The following is a 22,555-nucleotide window of genomic DNA, read 5'->3' as shown; positions in this document are numbered from 1 at the left end:
ATTTGATTTTGAACGTAGCGAAGAAATTCGCTACGTTTGTTTTTTCTGCGCCCCGCAATGGTTAAAAAAACACCCCTGATACTGTTACTTTTTATTACTGTATCTATTTTATCATGCCGCAAAAGTGGTGTTGATAATCCGCTTTTTTCGCTGCAGGACAATGGCAGTTTAGGCGTGAACTTTGTAAATAAGTTAAATGAGCAGGATCGCACCAACGTATTTACGTTTCGTAATTATTACAATGGCGGCGGTGTAGCCATTGGCGATATTAATAACGATGGGCTAAACGATGTATACCTGTCATCAAACCAGGGCGGCAATCAGCTATACCTTAATAAGGGTAACTGGAAATTTGAAGATATTACCGATAAGGCTGGCGTAAAAGGCACCAAATACTGGAGCACCGGTATCACCATGGTTGATATCAACGGCGACGGCTGGCTGGATATTTACGTTTGCCATAGTGGTAATATTATAGATAGGAAAGGCAACGAACTTTTTATAAACCAACACAACGGCACCTTTAAAGAAGAAGCCGCAAAATATGGCCTGGTTGATAATGGATTGTCTACCCAGGCCATATTTTTTGATTATGATAACGATGGCGACCTGGATTGCTTTATCCTAAACAACTCCTTCAGGCCAATAGGCTCGTTTGATTTTAGCAAAAACCTGCGCGCGGTGGTGGACGAACTGGGTGGTGCACGCCTGTATCGCAACGATGGCGGGCATTTTACCAATGTAACCAAAGGTGCAGGCATCTTCAGCAGCGATATTGGCTTTGGTTTGGGTGTATCGGTTGCCGATGTAAACAACGATGGCTACCCCGACATTTACGTATCTAACGATTTTTTTGAGCGCGACTACCTCTACATCAACCAAAAGGACGGAACCTTTAAAGAAGACATACAAGCCGAAACCGGGCACCTGAGCCTGGCTTCGATGGGGTCGGACATTGCGGATATAAACAACGACGGCAACCTGGATATTTTTACTACCGAGATGCTCCCCGAGGGCGACAGGCGTTTGAAAAAGATGACCTCGTTCGAATCTTTCGATGTAATAAAACTAAAACAGCACGATGGGTATTTTAACCAATACATGCAAAATTGCCTGCAGCTAAATAATGGCGACGGCACTTTTTCTGAAGTAGCGTTTAATGCCGGCGTAAGCGCAACCGACTGGAGTTGGGGCACCCTGTTTTTTGATATGGATAACGACGGCTGGAAGGATATTTTTGTATCCAACGGCATATATAAGGACCTTACCGACCAGGACTACATCGAATTTTTGGGCAATCGCGAAAACATGGATAAGATTGCCCAAAAGAAAAGTTTCGATTATAAAGATTTTACCGATAAGATGGTGTCTACACCACTTATCAACTACGCGTTCTCCAACAATCATAACCTTACTTTTACCAATAAGGCAAAGGAGTTTGGCTTGGACGATCCATCGTTCAGCAACGGTGCCGCATATGGCGACCTGGATGGCGATGGCGACAACGACCTTATTGTAAATAACGTAAACTCGCCGCTGTTCATCTACAAAAACAATGCGGAAACGTTAAAGAACAATTTTATACAACTCAAGCTGCAAGGCGAGGGACAAAACCGTTTTGGTGTTGGCAGTACCATAAAAGTATTTGCTAAGGGCGAGGCGCTGACCTATTACCAGCAGCCAACCCGCGGTTTCCAAAGCAGCACATCGCCAAATTTGATCACCATTGGCTTAGGTAAGGAAAGCAGCGTAGACTCCTTACAGGTGATATGGCCGGGTGGTAAATACCAGGTAGCTAAAAACCTGCAGGTAAACCAGGTTTATATCTATAAAGTTGCCGATGCCAAATTAACTTATGATTTCGCCAAAAAGGTGGTGAAACCCATGTTTACCGATGTAGCTAAAACGCTCTTCGATTCGGTGCCCACGCACATCGAAAACGGCTTTATCGATTTTGATAACGAACGGCTGATGCTGCAAATGCTCTCTACCGATAACCCCTATATGGCTAAAGGCGATCTTAATAAGGATGGGCTGGAAGATTTTTATTTCGGGGCTTCAAAAGATAACCCGGCATCTATTTACATCCAGCAAAAAAATGGAAGCTTCCATATATACGTGCCGGAGGATCTGGGTAAGCAAAGCTACCTGGAAAACGCGGGCGCTGCCTTTGGTGATTTTGATGGCGACGGCGACGAAGATCTTATCATAGGAGTAGGGGGTAACGAAGATGAGGCCGAAACGCCTGTTTACTTCCCGCGCTTCTACGAAAATGATGGTAAGGGTAACCTGCATCGCAATGCGCAAAAATCGCTCCCTGCCCCGGTAAACGCATCGGTAGTAATGACCTGCGATTATGATAAAGACGGGCACCCCGACCTGTTTATAGGTGGCAGGAGCGTACCCGGCACTTACGGAGTGTCGCCAAAATCCTATGTGTTCCATAATAATGGTGACGGGCATTTTACCGATGTATCGGCACAGGTTTTAGGCGCCGATACCAGGCTTGGTATGGTTACGGCTGCACAATGGGCGGATATTGATGGCAACGGCTACCCCGACCTGGTGGTAGCAGGCAACTGGATGGGCATCAAAATATTTAAGAACGATAAAGGCAAATTTGCCCAGGATAAGCAGCTGGATAGGTACAAAGGTTGGTGGAGCAGCCTGCAAATCGCTGATGTAAATGGAGACGGCAAACCCGATATTATTGCAGGCAACATTGGCCTCAATATAAAATTCAAGGCAACGTTTGAGGAGCCAATGAAAATATACGTGAAGGATTTTGACAAGAACGGCACTAAGGAATGTGTTACCTCTATGTACAAGAGTGACCACGTGCCGTACGTATTCCACATGAAGCCCGACCTGGTTGGCCAAATGCCGATCCTCAAAAAGAAATACCTGAAGTATGACGATTACGCCGGAAAACCATTTAATGAGATCTTCCCCGACGGTCAATTGGAAGGAGCGGAGACGCATGAGATGAATTACCTTGCTTCGGCAGTATTCATGAATGATGGTGGCAAGTTTACGGTGAAGGCATTGCCTTATAATGCACAGCTATCAAACGTAAACACCATTTTATGCGATGATTTGGACAATAGCGGCACCCCTTCTATCATCTTAGGCGGTAACTTTTATGGCTTTAAACCCGAGGTAGGGCGATTAGATGCCAGCCACGGGCAAATTTATAAGTATACTAAAAGCGGATTTGTGTATATTTCGCCTGCACAAAGCGGTATAAACCTAACCGGGCAAATACGCTCATCGCTGATGATAAAAAACAGCAGGGGCGAAAAATACTTTTTATTTGGATTGAACGATGATAAACTTAAAGCATATAAATTGCATTAAGTGTTAGCGGCATGTTATGAGCGTACAAAAGGTAAACATTAACGATAAGCTTTCGCAATTTACTACACACTGGAGCCCCAAAATTGTAGGGGAACTTAATGGTCAGCACGTTAAACTTGTGAAATTTGCCGGTGAATTTGTTTGGCATAAGCACGATAACGAGGATGAAATGTTTTTGGTGGTGAACGGGGCGTTTGAAATGCACCTGCGCGATAAGATTATAGAGCTAAAGCAAGGCGATTTTATTATCATCCCAAAAGGTACCGAGCATAAGCCGGTAGCTGCAGAAGAGGTGCATGTAATGTTGTTTGAGCCCGCGGGTACGCTCAATACAGGCGATAAAGTGAGTGAACTAACGGTGGAAACCCCGGAATATTTATAAAATGAAAAAAGCAAAGCGCAAGAAACGCTTACCTTATACTTCGGGCATTGCATTAAAATCTACCGTGGCCATCTGCTGCGCTATACTGGCATGCGTGGCTTTTTTCAATTCCTGCGAGAAGAAAGAGGCCGGGGACGGTATTTTTAAACTGGTAGCGATAGAGGATAGCCACCTCGATTTCATCAACCACAACATTGTAAGCGATTCGGTTAACATATTGGATTACCTGTACTTCTACAACGGGGCCGGCGTGGCCTCCGCCGATTTTAATAACGATGGCCTGGAAGACCTGTATTTTACCAGCAACCAGGGCGAAAACAAACTATACCTTAACAAAGGCGGACTAAAGTTTGAAGATATTACCAAAAAAGCCGGGTTAAAGGGAACCGGCAACTGGAAAACGGGTGTTACCGTAGTAGATATCAACGGCGACGGCCTTAAAGATATTTACGTTTGCGTAGTAGCAAATTTTAAAGGCTTTAAAGGTAAAAACCAGCTATACATTAACAACGGCGACTTAACCTTTACCGAATCGGCGGCCAAATACGGGCTCGATTTTTCGGGCTTCTCCACCCAGGCAAGCTTTTTTGACTACGATAAAGATGGCGATCTGGATATGTTCCTGTTAACCTCATCGGTACACAGCAACGATACCTACGGTGATTCTACCCAGCGTTTTAAATACAGCCACGATGCCGGCGATCATCTTTTCAGGAATGATAACGGGAAGTTTGTGGATGCAACGCAGGGTTCGGGCATCTATTCGGCACCAATCGGTTACGGGCTTGGCCTAAGCATTGGCGACCTGAACAACGATGGCTGGGACGATATTTACGTAAGCAACGACTTTTTTGAGCAGGATTACTATTATGTAAACCAGCGTAACGGTACGTTTAAAGAGGAGCTGAAAAGCGCCTTTGGGCACACCAGCTTGTTTTCGATGGGGAACGCCATTAGTGATGTAAATAAGGACGGGCATTTGGATGTGATCAGTACAGATATGCTTCCCGAGGAGATGAAGGTGCTGAAATCTACCATCAATGATGAACCACTGGATATTTACAACCAGGAAGTGAACGCGGGGTATTATTATCAGTACTCGAAAAACAGCCTGCAACTGAATGTGGGGAACGGCAATAAGTTTGTGGATGTAAGCTTGTATTCGGGCATGTCGGCAACGGATTGGACCTGGTCGCCGCTGGTGCAGGATTTTGATATGGATGGTCGCAAGGACATGTTTTTTAGCAACGGTATTAAAAAGCGCCTTAACGATATGGATTACCTTAAATATTTGGGCGACCCTAACGTGATCAAAGATTTTAAGACCAGTCGCTTTTTTGATAAGGAGAAAATAAATCTGATGCCCGATGGGCAGGTGCATAACTACCTGTACCACGGCGGCGACAAACTAAAGTTTACCGACATATCTGAAGGAAACGATATGCGCGATACTTCGGTATCTGCCGGGGCGGTGGCTATAGACCTGGATAACGATGGCGATTTGGATATGGTGACCAACAATATGGATGCTCCTGCTTTCATTTATCAGAATATGACCATGGAGAAGGTAAAGGAAACTAAGCCCCCAGTGTATCTCAACTTTAGCGTAAAATACACGGGTTTAAACCCGGATGGTATCGGCACAAAATTCTTCCTGCGTTCTACAAAAGAACTCGACCACCAGGAGATCCAAACCAGCACCGCTTACGAGAGCACGCAAAACAACAATCTCACCTTCACCTTTTTACCGGGCGATAAGCCCGTGGAACTGCTGGTGGTTTGGCCGGATAATTCCTATCAAGTGATCAAGAACTTCAGCCTTAACAAAAAAACGCTGATCATCTATAGTAAAGCACAAACACAATCCACTACAGATATGGTGGCTTTGATCACCGGCTACATAAAAGGAGACGCGCAATTTACAAGCGTACAGGTAAAAGCACGTGTGCTGGCCACCGTGCAGCAATACGATACCCCCGACTTTAATTATTATAACTTGTTGCCGCATACTTATTTGCCACATACCCCCGCAGTTGCAGTTGCTGATATAGATAAGGACGGCCTGGATGATATTTACTTAGGCGGCATTGCAGGCGACGAAAAATACATTTTAGCCGGCAATAAAGCGGGCGGCTTTACTAAAATTACGGTTGCCGCCTTTGCCGCTTTTAAAGATTATGGCGATACCGAAGCGCAATGGGCCGACGTAAATAACGATGGCCTGCCCGATCTGCTGGTGATGAGCGCCAATCATCCGCTTGCCGATCCGGGTAAAAGGGTGCAACCCCGTCTCTACATCAATAAGGGAGGCTTTAAGTTTGACTACAAGGCCTTACCAAAACTCGAGAATTCGGCGGGGAAAATATTTCTTTATGATTTTGATGGCGACGGTCTAAACGACCTGTTCTTTACAGCAGCTGTATCATTTACAGATTATACCACAACGGCAAAGGGCGGCGTGCTGCTAAACAAGGGTAACGGGAATTTCGCGATAGCATCCCAAAATAGTTTCGCACAAATCACGGGCATCCCGTACATCACAGGTATTTCCGCAAGCGATATCGACCATAATGGTGTTGATGATATCATCGTTTCATCGGAGTGGAGCCCGGTACAGATCTTCCTTAACAAGAATAAAAAGCTGGTGAAATTTTCATCGCCGGTGTTGGATGATGCAAAAGGCTGGTGGCAATCTGCCGCCATTACCGATTTGGATGGTGATGGTAAAGCTGACCTGATAGCGGGTAATTGGGGTGAGAACAATAAGTACAATGTAGCGGCCAAGCAGCCACTTTATGGTTACAACCAGGACCTGGATAACGATGGCAAGAACGATCTTTTGCTATCGTACTTTTATAAAGGTAAATATTATCCCTTTCGGCCAAAGAACGACCTTGAGCAAGAGCTGCCTTATTTGAAGAAAGAGTTTTTAAGCTTTCAAAAAATGGCTGATAAAACAACCGACGAGATTTTTAAAGACAATATAAGCGACGATAACCGTTTGATTGCTAACCAGTTCAATAGTGTTTTTATCAGCGATGTATTACATGCTAAAGCCGTAACCGAGCTGCCGTACCTGTACCAACAAGCGCCAATCCGTTCTATCTTGCCGCTTAATAATAAACAGGGTGATGTTTTGTTGAACGGGAATTTTTGGGGTGTGGTGCCTTACGAGGGCAAGTATGATGCCTTGGGAATAGTAACCATGCACTACGATAAGCAGCGCAAACAACTCTCGCTGCCGGAATACTGGGTGAACCCGCTGTTCAACTTCCAGGAGATGACCGGCCCGCAACCGGTTAAAACCGCTGCGGGTGAAGGTTATATTGTAGTTACTTACGAAGGGAAAGTGCTGCTGGTAACCAGGTAACTAAAGTATAGGCCAGTATAATTGGGTTACCCATTTGCTGGTATCTTTTTCCATGGTTCTATCGGTGATCATCAATTCAAAAGGCATGGCAACACCCGTAAGCTTGTAGTCCTTGCGGAAGTTTTGCAGTTGCCCCATGGCATTGTCTATGGTATTCCTGCCGCCTTTTACTTCTGTGGTAAGAATATTACCCCCAACTACCATCTTGTTAACCACCGAATTTGCACCGGGTTTTATCTCCTTATTAATAGGCACCGCAACCATAACATGGTATTCGCTATCATCAACCTTATTGATATTCAGCATCGGCTTATTAGTTTCGGTGGCATTTTGGGCCGCTATTTGTTTCCGCAGATCTGCTACCATGCCATACACCATTTCTACAGAAGGAGGGGTTTTGGTTACCGCGTTTGTAGCCAGCATAATGCCGTCTTTAACCTTGTTTATTTTTATACCCAATCCGTAAACATTGGAGTCCTTTTGTATAAACTGTTTAAAGCGGGATAGGATGCTATCCATGTCGGTCTGTTCGGCTTTTATCCGCACAAACTCTGATATTCTTTCAAATGGGTTAAGGCTGCTTTGTTTTACGGCTTCCCAGCTTATTGTTGTGGCCCCGTCGTCTGCCGCCAGGTAGTTTATTTTGCTATCCAATTCTACTTTGGTGGTATTAATATTTACCTCTATATAGCTGTTTGCATCCTTTTTGATAGTGTACATCATGCCGTTGTATGCAAATAAGTCGCTGTCTTTCGGGTCGTGTTCGCCGGGCCACCATTTAGGCCAAGCCTCTTTTTTCACCAGGAACTTAAACACGTTCCCATCGGTAGCATCAACCGTAACCGTACTTGTTGCCGTAATATTTTGCGGGATGATAAAATAGATACTGATAAAGGCTAACAACAATATGCCGAGTACTAACAGAGCCGGTTTCTTCATAAAAAGATCAATAACCAAAGATAAAATTCAACAAGCGGATATGCTTTTTTGTGACGCAAAAGTAACTAATTCGGGTAGTTAAAATCAAACAGTTTTTATGCCTCCCAATTGCTATAAAAACGCTACATTAGCCTATAAACAAAGAAAAACCAATTACATCCGCTACGTGTTTGCCGGGTGTTTTTCTTAAACCAATACACTATTATGAACCGTTTCCTGTTATTACTTGCCGGTGCAATTTTAACTTTTACATCCTGTAAGAAAGCTGACTATCAAAAAGTTACCCACGACCCCGAATTGTACCGCGCCACGGTAAAAAAACTGAACGATATTGTGCTCGAAAATAATTTTCCACCCGTTATTGGTTCACGTAACTACGTCTATGCAAATATTGCAGCCTACCAGGTAATTGCCGCCGGCGACCCTGCACATTTCCGCTCTTTATCCGGCCAGATAAAGCACTTGCCCGCCGCGCCAGCCCCGCCAAAGGACAAGGTGATAGATTTTCAATTCGCATCGTTATTATCTTTCTGCTTCGTAGGCAATGCCGTTACTTTTCCTGAGGGCAGCATGTCAACCTATGTAGATGAGCTGAAGCAAAAGGCCAAAGATGCCGGTATGCCATCTGATGTATTCGAGAATACCGTTGCCTACTCGGATACGGTTGCCAAATACATCATGAAATGGAGCAAGAAGGATCATTACGCTCAAACACGATCGGCAAGTAAATATACCGTTACGCGTAAAGATGGCCGCTGGATTCCCACCCCGCCCATGTACGCCCAGGCGCTGGAGCCGCATTGGGGGGAGATCCGCCCGATGGTTTTGGATTCTGCCTCGCAGATAGCTGCCCCCGAGCCACCGCCTTATAACATGACCGATAAGAACAGTGTTTTTTACAAAAGTGTAATAGAAGTTAAAACGCTGGTAGACAGTCTGAGTGCCGAGCAAAAACACATGGCCGATTTTTGGGATGATAACGCTTTTAAATTGAATGTGATAGGCCACGCGTCCTTCGCTACCAAGAAATTCTCACCTGGTGGCCACTGGATGAACATAGCCGGGGTAGGTTCGGCCCTCAAAAAAGCAGATTTCGGCACAACTGTTGCCGCTTACACCGAAACCTCTATCGCCTTATTTGACGCCTTTATCAATTGCTGGTATGTGAAATATAAATCTAACAGCGTTCGCCCGGAGACAGTGATAACCAAGGTTCTCAATTCCGAATGGCGCCCGTATATCCAAACCCCCCCATTCCCCGAATATATTAGCGGGCACGCCGTTATTTCTGCTGCCGCCGCCGAAGTTTTAACGCATGATTTTGGAGATAATATTGCTTATACAGATTCGTCCGAATCTGAATTTGGCATTGCGCCGCGCAAGTTTACCTCATTCAGGGCTGCTGCCGAGGAGGCTGCGATGTCGCGCGTTTATGGTGGTATCCACTACAAAATTGCCTGCGACGTGGGTAACGTTCAGGGCCGTAAAATTGGGCAATTAGTTAACGAGAAATTGCAGTTAAAGATAAAATAGTCCGCATTTTATGAGAAAAATCACGCTGTTTACCCTGTTGGTAAGTCTGTCTGCATCGGTTGGGGCATTTGCACAAAACCCGTGGGTGATAAAGGCTGATAAAATTGATCCTGCAAATTATTACGGCATCACCGTTGCCAACGGGATGATCGGTATCGTATCCTCACCCGAACCATTTAAAGTAAAAAATGTGGTGCTCGCCGGCGCGTATGACCTGTACGGCCGGGGCCGGGTAAGCAATTTTTTAAACAGCTTTAACCTGCTGAATATGTACCTGGAGGTTGATGGCAAACGCCTGGATGCCAAAATGGTGAGCAACTTTAAGCAGGAGCTGGATATGCAGCACGCAGCCATGACCACCACGTTTGATTACGCAGATAAAGCGAGTATTAAATACACTTATTATTCGCTGAGGCAACTGCCTTACACCGTATTGATGGATGTAGCTGTTACCGCCAAAAAACCTATCAACATAACCGCAGCCAGCGTAATGGAAGCTCCGGATGCCTTAAAACAGGTGGAAAATTATTACAACGAGATAGACCGACCGCACGTAACCATCAGTCTGTTAACCTCTACAGCGAAAAGCCCTACCGGCAAGCTACAGCTTTGCGCTTCCACCTCGTTTTTATTTAATGAAGAGCATGGCAAAGAGCCGCGCGTGATCCATGAGATGTGGGATAACAACATGCACCTGATGAAGTTCAGTCATCAAATTGGCGCGGGGCAAACCTATTCGTATGGGGTAACGGGCTCGTCCATTACTTCCGCCCACCACGCCGATCCCTTGAACGAAGCAGAGCGTTTAACCATTTTTGCCCTGCTGGAAGGTAAGGACAGGCTCATCCAATTCCACAACAAAGCATGGGACGAACTTTGGAAAAGCGATATCCAAATTGAAGGAGACACGCAGGCACAACAGGATGTGCACAGCATGTTATATCATTTGTACTCTTTCTCACGCGAAGGAACGGCCTTATCGCCATCGCCGATGGGTCTCTCAGGCTTGGGTTATAACGGCCACGTGTTTTGGGATACCGACCTTTGGATGTTCCCGGCCATGCTGGTGCTGCACCCCGAAATTGCGAAATCAATGGTGGAATATCGGTTTGAACGTCTGGAGAATGCCCGAAAAAATGCCTTCTCGCATGGTTATAAAGGTGCCATGTTCCCCTGGGAAAGTGCCGATAGCGGGGTAGAGGAAACACCCGTTTGGGCGCTAAGCGGTCCCTTTGAGCACCACATTACCGCCGATGTGGCTAACGCCGCCTGGAACTACTACTGTGTAACGCAGGATAAAGAATGGCTGCGCGAAAAAGGCTGGCCGGTGCTCTCTGCCACTGCCGATTTTTGGGCGAGCCGTGTAGAACGCAACGGCCCCGGGCACTATGATATTAAAAACGTGGTTGCAGCTGATGAATGGGCCGAGAATATCGATAACAACGCTTTCACTAACGCTGCAGCGCAGGTTAACTTAAAAAATGCCACTGCTGCCGCTAAAATATTGGGTATAACTGCCAATCCCGATTGGATGAACGTGGCTAATAACATCCCCATCCTCAAAATGGACAATGGTGTAACCCAGGAGCATGCGCAATATAAAGGCGAAGGCATTAAACAAGCCGACGTAAACCTTTTAGCATACCCTCTAAAAACCATCACCGACCCGGCACAGATAAAAAAAGACCTTGAATACTACGAAACCCGTGTACCCAATGAAGGCACCCCGGCCATGACGCAAGGCGTTTTCGCTCTTATTTACGCCCGCTTGGGCAACGGAGAGAAAGCTTACCATTGGTTTAAAGATGCCTACGAGCCAAATCTTAACCCACCCTTCCGCGTGATTGCGGAAACCAAAGGCGGTACCAACCCATATTTTGCCACCGGCGCAGGCGGTATTATCCAGGCCATGCTAATGGGTTTCGGCGGTTTGGATATTACACCAACCGGCATTGTGCAGGTAAAAAGCAAGCTGCCTGCTAATTGGAAATCGCTTAAAATAACCGGTGTAGGCGTTAGCAAGATGACTTATACAGTGAAGTAAGACAATATGGTTGCGGTGAGGACACCGCACCGGGGGAGTTTTATTTATTTTCTTTCCCAGTTGGCGGTGTCCTCACCGCCAAGCGGCGATAGGGATAGAAGCGGAAACCCCGGAATGGAGTGCTGCTTCTATCAGCAGCGCGGAATGAGGAGTTGCAGTGCATAGCCCGGGCTGAAAGCATCGCCATTGTCCGAATCAGAATTCACAGAATTAAAAATAAGGCATCTGAAATAGCATTCCTCTTTAACTTCCAACCCCTTTCAACTACGCTATCCCTACTCCCCCTTCTTCTCATCAAAATTATACCGGTTCATTAATTTTAATAACACCCCATTCGTCCAGCCGAAGCCGTCTTGCAGCGGGTATTCGCCGCCGCCGGCGGTGAGGCTGGTATCTACTACGTTGTATTTTTCCAGCAGTTTGCCGGTTTGTTTAAAAACGCGGATGTTGAGGTTCATCCAACGGATGGCTATTTCTTTGGCCAGTTCGTGGTGGTTGTAGTTTTCTAAACCGTCTATAGCCATATATTGCAGGGGTGCCCAACCGTTTGGCGCATCCCATTGCTGGCCGCTAAAGTTTAGGGTAGTAACCAGGCCGCCCGGTTTCAGGAAGTTGGCTTTCAGGCCGTCTGCAACCTTTTTTGCCTGCGCGGCAGTAGCAATTTTAAACTCCAGCGGGAAAACAGCTGCAAGGGTTGGTATGGTACTACGCTGGCTGCTCGTCCAGTTGTAATCGTTAAACCAGGCGTTTTTTTCATCCCAAAAATACTTAAGGATAGCCTTTTTACGGGTGGCGGCCTTGGCGGTGTATAGTTTATATTGCGCGGTATTGCCTTTTACCTGGTAGCTGCGGGCAATGGTGAGCTCCATGTTATACATGAGGCAGTTAAGGTCTACCGGCACCAGGTCGGTAGTTTGGATGGTGCCAATTTTAGCCGGATCGGTAAACCAGCGGCTGCTAAAATCCCATCCCGAAGCTGCTGCCGCGCGAACATGATGGTAAAAAACAGGCAAAGGCTTTTTGGTGGTTTTAGCGGCATCCACATCTTTGATGTACGATTCCTCGCGCGGCTCGTCGCTTTCATCCCAGTAACGGTTAAGCAATGTCCCATCGGGCATACGCACGGCGCGGTGCGTAGCTTTGCCTTTGGCAAGCGTGGCAGCACCCAGCATCCAGTAGTTATATTCTTTGATCAGTTGTGGTTGGTATTTGGAAAGGATGGCATTGCCTTCGCTTTTGGCCAGCAGGTTCACCATCATGGCGAAGAAAGGCGGCTGCGAGCGGGTAAGGTAATAAGCCCGGTTACCATTAGGGATAAAGCCGTAAGTATCTATGAGGTAAGCAAAATTATCTATCATGTTGCCAATCACTTTTTCCTGGTGGCTTTGCTGCAGGCCCAACATGGTAAAGTAGCTGTCCCAGTAATAGATCTCTCGGAAACGCCCGCCGGGTACGATATATGGGTTGGGCAAAGCGGCGAGGGAGGAAAGCTTTGAACCCGCATCGGGCTTGCGCTGCAGCACTTGCCAAAGGGTATCGATATGCTTGCGGATGCCCTCCTCTATATTGGTTTGGAAGGCATGGGTAGGCGAGGCTGGCGGCGTAAAGTTAAAAAGCACAAACTCTTTTAGGTTGAAACCGGTTTTTCCTTTTTGCTCGTTAAACGACTTCATGATTTGGCTCGGCTCATACTTGGGCGTACAATCCACAAAGGTTTTATTATCGGGGAAGATATAAGAAGACTGCACCGCTTCGAACAGGCCTGGGAACAATTGGCGCGGTGTTTTTTGCTGGGCATTAGTATAGGTGGCAGTAAATACCAAAGCAATAAGGATGAGTTTTTTGAGCATAGGATAGCCGTTTATAGTGGTAATAACGAACTATAAATTTAAGATATTATGCGCTAACCACAAGCTTTTTTAAGCCTCGTCGCCGGTAATTTTGTCGGGCGAATCCAGCTTTAGAAAATGGCTGGTAATAAGATAGATAGTGTATACAAAAACCGGCGCGGCCAGTACATCAATGGTGTAATGGATATGCTGAATAAGCAGTAGCACCATTACGCAAATGATGGCGATAAAGCCGATGATCTTGTCGTTGCGTTTATCAAGGCAGAGGAAAACGAGCACCATGGTGGAGGTGTGCCCGCTGTAAAAAAGATCTTTGGTGATTACCGCGTTACCGTAAAAAATGCCCGTGATCGGGTCGATCAAATGCACCATACCGCGTGGTGGGTCAAGTGCGAAAACCATTATGGTGATCATGCGGCTTAAATTCACAAAAAACAATGTCCATGCGTATTTAATGTAGATATGAGGATTGTAAAGCGCCCGGTAAACAATGAGTATCGCCATGCCCCAGATGAGCGCGAAAATAAGTAAGGATACGTTATAGGCAGGCAGATAGGCCAGCACCCAATCGTTTAACACAATACCATTCCTTTTTTCGATTTGGCCAAAAAAGAATGGCATACCGGAGAGCATAACGATGGTAACAACAGAACCCAGCAAAATTTTTGAGCGTGTTTTGGGCGATTGGAGGGCTTCCACCCAAATTTCCTTTATTGTACGGGTATTATTTTGCGGCACTATTTTTTATCACATTAATTAGGGGTGCAAAGTTAAAAAAACGGCTCAATATTAAATAATGGTTATTTTAATATTAGATTAAGATAACAGATGCGCCAGTTTCGGTTATTTGAAGTGCAAAATTTTCAGCTCACGTTTTTAATCTGTACCTTAAAGGCACATTAACTTATCGCCGTGGAAAACATCGATTCGACACAACTAAAAAGGGTGTTAAAACCCGTGCATTTATGGGCGATCGCCGTGGGTTTGGTTATCAGCGGAGAGTATTTCGGGTGGAATTTGGGTTGGGAAGTATCCGGCACTATTGGTTTCCTGATAGCCACGCTCATTGTAACCTTAATGTACATCACCTTTATTTTTAGCTATACCGAACTTACCACTTCTATACCCCACGCGGGCGGTGCATTTGCTTATGCTTACCGCGCTATCGGCCCCATAGGCGGTTTAATAGCCGGATACGCTACATTAATAGATTTCCTGTTTGCTACACCAGCCATCGCATTTTCTTTGGGCAGCTACGTCCATTTTTTACACCCTGCCATTGGGGTATTGCCTTCGGCGCTTACTTTTAATGTAGTGTTTATTCTGTTGAATATCTCGGGGGTGAAGGAGTCAGCCACGTTCTCGGTTTTCATCACCATTTTAGCCGTAGGCGAGCTCTTGCTTTTTATGGGCGTGGTTGGCCCGCATTTTAAAATGGATAATTTTTTAAGTAACCCCATGCCTTTTGGCTGGAGCGGCGTTTTTGCAGCGCTGCCTTTTGCGGTTTGGTTTTATTTGGCGATAGAGGGGGTAGCCATGGTTGCCGAAGAAGTAAAAGACCCGAAACGAAACATCCCCCGCGGCTATATTTATGCATTGGCCACTCTTGTGTTTTTGGCTTTGGGAGTGATGATATTAACCGGCGGCGTTACCGACTGGCGCAAACTCAGCAAACTGGATTACCCCTTGCCGGAGGCTATTAGCGTAGTTTTAGGTAAAGGCAGCGGACTAACGCAGCTATTCGCCAGTATTGGTTTGTTTGGGTTGATAGCATCTATACATGGCACCATCCTGGCCTCATCGCGGCAGGTATTTGCCATGGCGCGCAGCGGCTATTTGCCAAAAGGATTGGCAAAAGTGAACACTAAATTTAAAACACCCCATTGGGCAATCATCGTTGGCGGGGTTATTAGCTTCATCGCGCTGTTTACTGGCACCACCAGCCAGATCCTCATCCTATCGGTAATGGGGGCGGTGGTAATGTATATGATGAGCATGATCAGTTTGTTCAGGCTCCGCAAAAAGGAACCAAATTTGGAGCGCCCTTTTGCTGCTGTACTTTACCCGGTTTTCCCGGCAATAGCGCTGGTGATATCGGCGGTGTGCCTGCTGGCCATTATGTATTACAATTTTTGGGTGAGCCTGATATTTTATGCCGGCCTGGCCATTTCCCTCGGCATTTTTATGCTGATGGGCAAACACAAAACCAAAATTATGGATGATGAAATGCTGAATGCACCGCAGGCAATTGTTATTTAGTTGGCAGTTTACAGTTGGCAGTACGCGGTTTGCCGTCATCAAAATCAAAAGTTGTTACTGAAAAAATCACTCATTCACTAATTCAGTCCCTCACTCATTAAAAATGTACAAGCACACCATCCTCGGCAAAGTTTACAGGTTTGACAGCTTGCGGGAACTGCTTGCGAAGGCCTCGCCGCACCGTACGGGTGATGTGTTGGCGGGGTTAAGTGCCGGGAGTTACGAAGAACGAGTTGCCGCGCAGATAACCTTAGCGGATGTTTTGCTGACAGATTTTTTAAACGAAGCGGTTATCCCCTACGAGGAGGATGAGGTAACCCGGCTCATCATAGATACCCACGATACCGAAGCATTTAAACTCATTAGTTCCTTCACTGTTGGTAGCCTGCGCGATTGGCTGTTGTTAGATGAAACGGATACCCTTATTCTTAAGAGTATCGAAAATGCTTTAACGCCCGAAATGGCCGCCGCGGTATCCAAAATTATGCGTAACCAGGACCTCATCGCGGTAGCAAAAAAATGCGAGGTGGTTACCAAATTCCGTAATACCATAGGCTTAAAGGGGCGTTTTGCCACCCGCCTGCAGCCCAATCACCCAACCGACGACCCGCGCGGTATTGCCGCGAGTTTGATTGAAGGCCTGCTTTATGGCAGTGGCGATGCCTGTATCGGTATTAACCCGGCAACGGATAGCCCTGCAGCTGTGCTGAAAATTGTGATGCTGATAGATCAGCTAAGGCAGCAGTTTGATATCCCCACACAATCCTGTGTGCTCAGCCATATCACCACCACATTAGAACTGGTTAACAAAAGCGCACCTATCGACCTCTGCTTCCAGTCGATTGCCGGTACCCAAAAAGCCAACACAAGTTTTGGCATCAGTTTAGCTTTATTGGAAGAGGCTCACCAGGCAACTTTATCCCTTAACCGTGGTTCGGTGGGCAATAATGTAATGTATTTTGAAACCGGGCAAGGCAGCTGTTTATCGGCCAACGCGCATTATGGGGTAGACCAGCAAACCTGCGAGGCAAGGGCATACGCGGTGGCTAAGAAGTTCAATCCACTGCTGGTAAACTCGGTGGTAGGGTTCATCGGTCCCGAATATTTGTACGATGGCAAACAGATTACCCGGGCCGCTTTAGAAGATCATTTCTGTGGCAAATTGCTTGGCTTGCCCATGGGTGTAGATATTTGCTACACCAACCACGCCGAGGCCGACCAGGACGATATGGATAACCTGCTCACCCTTTTAGGTGTGGCCGGTTGTAATTTTATTATGGGGATCCCGGGGTCGGATGATATTATGCTGAATTACCAGTCCACTTCCTTCCATGATGCTTTGTACCTGCGGAAGGTGTTGGGTTTAAAGCCTGCGCCGGAGTTTGAAGCCTGGTTGCTGCGGCAGGGAATAATGGATGAGAACGGCAATCCGGCAAAGGGTGGCCCCGAAGCGTTGTTAAACAAAACCAATTCGCTGTGGCTAAAATAATAAAGCATAAACCAAGTCCCGGCGAACCTTTAAGCTTTTTAAAAGAGTTTACGCAGGCGCGAATAGCCATTGGAGCTACAGGCACCAGTATCCCTACGGGGCAATCGTTGGCATTTAAACTGGCGCATGCCCATGCGCGCGACGCGGTATACTCGGTGATGGATAGCGAATTTCTGGCAGACGAGCTGATGCAGTTTAACCTACCCGTACTGCACTTGCACAGCCAGGCAAGCAGCCGCGAGCAATACCTGCAGCGGCCGGATCTGGGTCGCCTGCTGGATGAGTTATCCGTAAACCGCCTTGCCGACCAGATAGAGAACAAGGGCATAGTGCTGATCCTGGCCGACGGGCTTTCGGCAACCGCCATCAATCAAAATGCTGTCGAACTGTTAAAACTGCTTATCCCCAAACTCATCGCTGCCAAAGTAAAACTGGCGCCGCTTTGCCTGGTAGAACAGGGCCGGGTAGCCATTGGCGATGGTATAGCCGCCGAATTAGGAGCAAGCTTATCGGTGATACTCATAGGCGAACGCCCCGGGCTTAGTGCTGCTGACAGCATGGGCGCTTACCTTACTTATGCCCCAAAACCGGGCCTGCGGGATGACTCCCGTAATTGCATTTCTAACATCCGCCCCGAAGGGCTACCCGTTACCGTTGCAGCGGATAAATTATTTTACCTGATCCAGGAAGCATTAACCAGGAAAATATCCGGCGTAGCTTTAAAAGATAATGAGGGACTGCTTTCGGATAAATAGCTTTGTATCTATCCTATGGGGAATAAAATTTGTATATTACAGCTTCAATAACCTTATCATGCCCTCTACTAATAATTTGCCCCAAACACCTGCTACCTATCTACGCACAATTACTATCATACACCTGGCATTAGCTGCCGGACAGGTGCTTTTTGGTATTGTGGTTCTGTCGTTAAACAAGCGAATCATCATCAACGTCCGCGATACGCGCGATCCCCTGGTGTATGCTGTGCCCGCGCTTGCTATCACATGCTTTATACTCAGCGGGTTTTTATATAAAAAAGTATTGAGCGGCGGCATAAGGCCGGATAGTACTTTAAAGGGGAAATTGGTGATGTACCAAACCGCACTGATCATACGTTTAGCCCTGCTTGAAGGGCCTTCCTTATTTGGTATCGTGGCCTTTTTTCTCACCGGCTCACTCTTTTTCCTGCTCATATCGGTGGTGCTGATAGGGTACTTTATCTACATCAGGCCCACAAAAGGTAATATTGAAGAAACACTGGAACTTACATTCGCCGAAAAACAAACCTTTAATCGGCGCGACGAGTATCTGCAATAAAATAATTGAGCTTCATGCCAAAGTAAAGTTGAACTTCCTGCCAAAACGCTGCCCTTAAATTATCCCGACATTTGTTTTATGGCCGCTGCGTACCGCTTTAGAAAAGCTTTCGGCGTGGCACCATCCATGGTGTAATGTTTTGCGATAAGTTTTGATGGCAGGGGATGAGCGCTTATCTTAGTTGGTATGAAAAACACCATCTACCTGTGTGTGCTTGCTTTTTTGATGGCAGGCTGCAACTATACCGTTTATGACATGAACAAGGGATTGTTAAAGATCCCCAAAAAAGAAGTTTACCTCGTAAAATACTCAGCTGAAATCCCGGCTGGCACCACCGCCGAAATAAGTTATACCGATAAAGGCAATACCATGCAAACCGTAAAAGGCGCGACCGGCAAATGGGAAAAAGTGGTTGATCTGCCATCCGGACAAGAGGTAATGCTGAAGATAGATGTAAAATTGCCGCAAACCAACCCGGCGAGCCAGTTAACTACCGTACAAACTATTGATGGTGTGGTGGTGGATGAGAAAGTACAAACAGGCAAAAAGGTGATGTACAGGTTTGGCTATAAACTGCCTTAATCTTGTATCTTCGTTCACCATGTATCCCGAATTGCTTGCCCATATTAAACGCTACGTAACGCTAACCCCGGCAGAGGAAGAGCTGTTTTGCGGCAGAATGGAGTTGAAAAAATTTAAAAAGAAGGCGATGATACTGGAGCCAGGCAACCATTGCCCCGGTAATTATTTTGTGCTGAAAGGGCTTTTGAGGCAGTACATCGTAAATAAAAAGCTGAACGAACAGATTGTCCAGTTTGCGCTGGAAAGCTGGTGGATAGCCGATCAGGACAGCCTGCTGAACAAGAGCCCCGCTACCACCTACATCCAAGCCATCGAAGAAACGGAGGTGCTGCTTTTGCACGAGCGCGACCGCGTGGAGTTGTTTAAAATGATACCCGCTTTGGAAGGCTATTTCCGCATTATGATGCAAAAATCGTTTATAGCGGCACAGCGCCGGGTGGGGTATATATTCAACCAAAACGATGAGGAGCGGTATCGTTTTTTTACCAAACTTTTCCCCGGGTTTGTGCAGCGTGTGCCGCAGTATATGCTGGCATCGTACCTGGGCTTTACGCCGCAGTTTTTGAGCAGGTTAAGGGCGAAGAAAGAGGTTAAGGATTTGTGATTGGAGATTTGGGAGTATATTACCATTCGTGTAATTCACCCCATTCGTTCAATTCGTGTTCATTCATTTTCTTAAACTCAGTTCATTTTTCCAGGCCTTTCTAATGCGCAACTTTGTCTTAACAAAAACAATAAGACAATGAGCAGATTGAAATTAAACACCGCCGAACCCGCCGCATATCGCGCCATGTATGCATTAGAAAAATACGTTGAAAGTACAGGCGTTTCTCACAAGCATAAAGACCTGATCAAGATCCGCGCGTCGCAAATAAACGGCTGTGCCTATTGCATAGATATGCACACCCGCGATGCCCGCAAGGCAGGCGAAACCGAGCAGCGTATTTACGCCCTAAACGCCTGGCGCGATACCAATTTTTTTGATGAGCAGGAACAGGCCATCCTTGCCCTTACCGAAGAAGTTACGCTGATAGCCGCGAATCATGTTTCAAACGAAACGTATAACCGTGTTGCAGGGCTGTTTGACGAGACCTATTTGGCACAAGTGATAATGGCTATCATTACTATCAACGCCTGGAACCGGATAGGGATCACCACCGAACTAATGCCCGAGTTGCAGAAATAATACATCGAGGGAGGCGTAAAACATTGCGGTTTTATTATAGCATTCCCCCCGTAGAGGCGCGATACTTCGCGTCTCTTTTTTTGTTTAGAGCGGTGCTTGCCTAATTATCGGGGAAAAATGACGCGCTCTTAAGCCGTTTGATGATTTATCGGGATCTGGAAATGGAAGGTAGAACCCGCACCGGGGCTGCTTTCCAACCATATTTTCCCATTGTGGCGGTTCACTATTTCGTGACTAATGTACAGGCCTATGCCGAGTCCCGACATATGTGCTGCCAGATTTTCCACGCGGTAAAACCTGGTGAAAACGCGTTCCTGCTGGCTTTTATCAATGCCAATGCCAAAATCCTGCACCGATACATGTAGCGATGTTGAAGTGGCGTCAGCCCTTACAATAATTTCCTTCGCGTCTGGCGAATACTTAATAGCGTTTGATACGAGGTTGATAATAACCTGCTCTAAGCGCTGTTGATCGGCATTTATTACGAGGGTGCTCAGCTCTTGTTCCAACCGTATCTGGTGCGTATGCTGGCTATTCCGCATCATTTCTACTACTTCGGCTATCAATGCTTCTGCGTTAAACTTGCTGTATGAAAACGGGAGCTTACCGGTTTGTATTTTAGATACATCAAGCAAGTCGGCAATAAGGGCGGCCAGTTTACCCACCTGGTTGCGGGCCTTGGTAACAAATAATTTGTTCTTGTCGTCGTTAGCTAAGCTCCGTTCAACTATTTGCAGGTATCCCTGTATGCTGGTAACGGGGGTCTTTAATTCGTGGCTGGCCATACCAATAAAATCATCTTTTTTGGAGTTGAGCAGCGTTATCTCTTCATACAGTTTTGCGTTATCAAGCGCAACCGAGGCATGCGTAGCCACCGCGCTGATCAGTTTTTCGTGCTCAATTGTGAATTTTCCGGGCTGTGGATGGCCAAAAAATAAGCCTCCCAATACCGCGCCCGATTTGGACATTACCGGTACGGCCAGGTAGCTCACCACCGGCAAGTGCCCTTCGGGCATCCCTTTATGTGGGTGGTTGTGACCGTAACGCGGGTCCTTTGTAATATCGTCTACCCTAACAATGCCAGCTCCGCTAAAGGTTTGATGAAAGATTTGGGTATTACGTGGCATTCCAAACTTTTCAAACGCTTCCCTTGGTGCACCCGATAAGGTATATAGCATGTACGATTCGCCTTTTTCATCTGTCAGGTTATGAAAAAACGCGCCAAATGCAGCGCCCGTAAGCTGAGTTGTTGCATCGGTAACTTTTTGCAGGATGTTTTGGATATCCAGTTCTGCTGATATTAAACGGCCAACCGAGTTTAGGGTCTCCAGGTTGTCGGCATAGCGTTGCAAATCTGTTTCGGCCTGCTTTTGCTTGCTGATGTCCCTCGCGATCTTAGAACCGCCTATAATTAAGCCTTTTTTGTTTTTGATAGGCGAAACAGTAAGTGAAATAGGGATCTCAGCACCTTTACTGTTCAGGCGGATGGTTTCAAAATGGTCCACCTTTTCGCTGTTGCGCACTTTTTCGATGATAACCGCCTCTTCCTGTAAGCGATCGTGCGGGATCAGGATGCTGATGTGTTTGCCAATTACCTCTGCTTCATTATAACCGAATAACCTTTCTGCACCCCTGTTCCAGCTGGTGATAATGCCATCAAGCGTCTTGCTGACAATAGCATCGTCTGACGACTCAATTATTGCTGCAAGCACGGCCTGTCTGGTTTCGTCGGCTTTGTGTTCGGTAATATCAATAAGAGTGTTGGTAGCGCCAATGAGTTTTTCACCGGCGTAGATCGGAACCGGGTGGGGGAGCACATACCTGGTGCTTCCATCGGGGCGCTCAACTAATATTTCTTCTCCCTCCACCGCAATGCCGGTAGTAAGTGTTTTGGCCATGGGACAATTATCAAGCGGCATAGGGCTGCCATCCGGATTGTATATTTTCCACGATCCGCACCAAAGGTCTTTCCCAATTTGCGGGGTACGCCCCCAAAGTTTAACAGCCGCGTGGTTATAAAAGGTAATAAAACCATTAGCATCGCAATTGTAAACGGCAACCGGCAAATTTTCTAATACACCGGCAGCAAATGAATTATCACCTGCGGGTGCAACATTGCCCGGCAAAGTAATTACTTTACCGGCTGGAGAAATTTCAGACATAGCAGTAAAACACTTACTCCAATAAGTTGTTTTTAAATTTATTATCTTTTTAAAACAATTTTGAATATGTGTTATTACCCGCAGC

At 46.4% G+C, this 22,555-nt stretch carries 16 protein-coding genes; 12 read left to right on the top strand and 4 right to left on the bottom strand.

Annotated features, from left to right (window positions below; all coding sequences use genetic code 11):
* Positions 1-57: 57 nt before the first annotated feature.
* The 3 genes from ABIX36_RS08520 to ABIX36_RS08510 are packed head-to-tail and all read left to right on the top strand — an operon-like array spanning position 58 to position 7,109.
* Complete coding sequence (locus tag ABIX36_RS08520) at positions 58-3,357, top strand: FG-GAP-like repeat-containing protein (protein ID WP_348081741.1); 3,300 nt, start codon at positions 58-60, stop codon at positions 3,355-3,357.
* 16 nt (positions 3,358-3,373) lie between these two features.
* On the top strand, positions 3,374-3,739 hold the full coding sequence (locus ABIX36_RS08515; protein WP_348081740.1) for a cupin domain-containing protein: 366 nt from the start codon (positions 3,374-3,376) through the stop codon (positions 3,737-3,739).
* A gap of 1 nt (position 3,740) precedes the next feature.
* Positions 3,741-7,109: a VCBS repeat-containing protein gene (locus ABIX36_RS08510; protein WP_348081739.1), complete on the top strand. Its 3,369-nt coding sequence runs from the start codon at positions 3,741-3,743 to the stop codon at positions 7,107-7,109.
* On the opposite strand, the gene ABIX36_RS08505 is transcribed toward ABIX36_RS08510, so the two are convergent.
* Positions 7,110-8,048 carry a GyrI-like domain-containing protein gene (locus ABIX36_RS08505; RefSeq protein WP_348081738.1) on the bottom strand — a complete coding sequence of 313 codons (939 nt, stop codon included), beginning with the start codon at positions 8,046-8,048 and terminating at the stop codon, positions 7,110-7,112.
* 204 nt (positions 8,049-8,252) lie between these two features.
* On the opposite strand from ABIX36_RS08505, the gene ABIX36_RS08500 reads away from it, so the two are divergent.
* Positions 8,253-9,581: a vanadium-dependent haloperoxidase gene (locus tag ABIX36_RS08500; protein ID WP_348081737.1), complete on the top strand. Its 1,329-nt coding sequence runs from the start codon at positions 8,253-8,255 to the stop codon at positions 9,579-9,581.
* 10 nt (positions 9,582-9,591) lie between these two features.
* On the top strand, positions 9,592-11,625 hold the full coding sequence (locus tag ABIX36_RS08495; protein ID WP_348081736.1) for a glycoside hydrolase family 65 protein: 2,034 nt from the start codon (positions 9,592-9,594) through the stop codon (positions 11,623-11,625).
* A 275-nt stretch (positions 11,626-11,900) separates the two neighbouring features.
* On the opposite strand, the gene treA is transcribed toward ABIX36_RS08495, so the two are convergent.
* Both treA and ABIX36_RS08485 read right to left on the bottom strand, forming a co-directional pair.
* A complete protein-coding gene (gene treA / locus ABIX36_RS08490; protein ID WP_348081735.1) occupies positions 11,901-13,475 on the bottom strand; it encodes an alpha,alpha-trehalase TreA in 1,575 nt (524 codons plus the stop codon).
* A 69-nt stretch (positions 13,476-13,544) separates the two neighbouring features.
* On the bottom strand, positions 13,545-14,213 hold the full coding sequence (locus tag ABIX36_RS08485; protein WP_348081734.1) for a phosphatase PAP2-related protein: 669 nt from the start codon (positions 14,211-14,213) through the stop codon (positions 13,545-13,547).
* Positions 14,214-14,387: 174 nt separating this feature from the next.
* Here ABIX36_RS08485 and eat point away from each other — a divergent pair, with 174 nt between their 5' ends.
* The 7 genes from eat (at position 14,388) to ABIX36_RS08450 (ending at position 20,308) form a co-directional block, all read left to right on the top strand.
* Positions 14,388-15,734: an ethanolamine permease gene (gene eat / locus ABIX36_RS08480; RefSeq protein ID WP_348081733.1), complete on the top strand. Its 1,347-nt coding sequence runs from the start codon at positions 14,388-14,390 to the stop codon at positions 15,732-15,734.
* A gap of 103 nt (positions 15,735-15,837) precedes the next feature.
* A complete protein-coding gene (locus ABIX36_RS08475; protein ID WP_348081732.1) occupies positions 15,838-17,223 on the top strand; it encodes an ethanolamine ammonia-lyase subunit EutB in 1,386 nt (461 codons plus the stop codon).
* Positions 17,211-17,978, top strand: coding sequence for an ethanolamine ammonia-lyase subunit EutC (eutC, locus tag ABIX36_RS08470; RefSeq protein WP_348081731.1), 768 nt, complete (start codon positions 17,211-17,213; stop codon positions 17,976-17,978). The genes ABIX36_RS08475 and eutC overlap by 13 nt, the downstream gene beginning before the upstream one ends.
* Positions 17,979-18,036: 58 nt before the next feature.
* A complete protein-coding gene (locus ABIX36_RS08465; RefSeq protein ID WP_348081730.1) occupies positions 18,037-18,540 on the top strand; it encodes a hypothetical protein in 504 nt (167 codons plus the stop codon).
* 186 nt (positions 18,541-18,726) lie between these two features.
* Entirely contained in the window at positions 18,727-19,122 is a 396-nt protein-coding gene (locus ABIX36_RS08460) for a hypothetical protein (RefSeq protein ID WP_348081729.1), read from the top strand.
* Positions 19,103-19,726 (top strand): Crp/Fnr family transcriptional regulator, encoded by a 624-nt coding sequence (locus ABIX36_RS08455; RefSeq protein ID WP_348081728.1) that lies wholly within the window; start codon positions 19,103-19,105, stop codon positions 19,724-19,726. Before ABIX36_RS08460 ends, ABIX36_RS08455 begins: the two co-directional genes overlap by 20 nt.
* A gap of 138 nt (positions 19,727-19,864) precedes the next feature.
* Positions 19,865-20,308, top strand: a complete 444-nt coding sequence (locus ABIX36_RS08450) for a carboxymuconolactone decarboxylase family protein (protein ID WP_348081727.1) — start codon at positions 19,865-19,867, stop codon at positions 20,306-20,308.
* A gap of 128 nt (positions 20,309-20,436) precedes the next feature.
* Here ABIX36_RS08450 and ABIX36_RS08445 read toward each other — a convergent pair whose 3' ends face one another.
* Positions 20,437-22,470 (bottom strand): PAS domain S-box protein, encoded by a 2,034-nt coding sequence (locus ABIX36_RS08445; protein WP_348081726.1) that lies wholly within the window; start codon positions 22,468-22,470, stop codon positions 20,437-20,439.
* Positions 22,471-22,555 lie beyond the last annotated feature (85 nt).

This window comes from Mucilaginibacter sp. (assembly GCF_039925265.1).
Taxonomy (GTDB): domain Bacteria; phylum Bacteroidota; class Bacteroidia; order Sphingobacteriales; family Sphingobacteriaceae; genus Mucilaginibacter.
The sequence above is the reverse complement of the archived record's forward strand: the minus strand, read 5'-3'. Positions and strand labels throughout refer to the sequence as shown.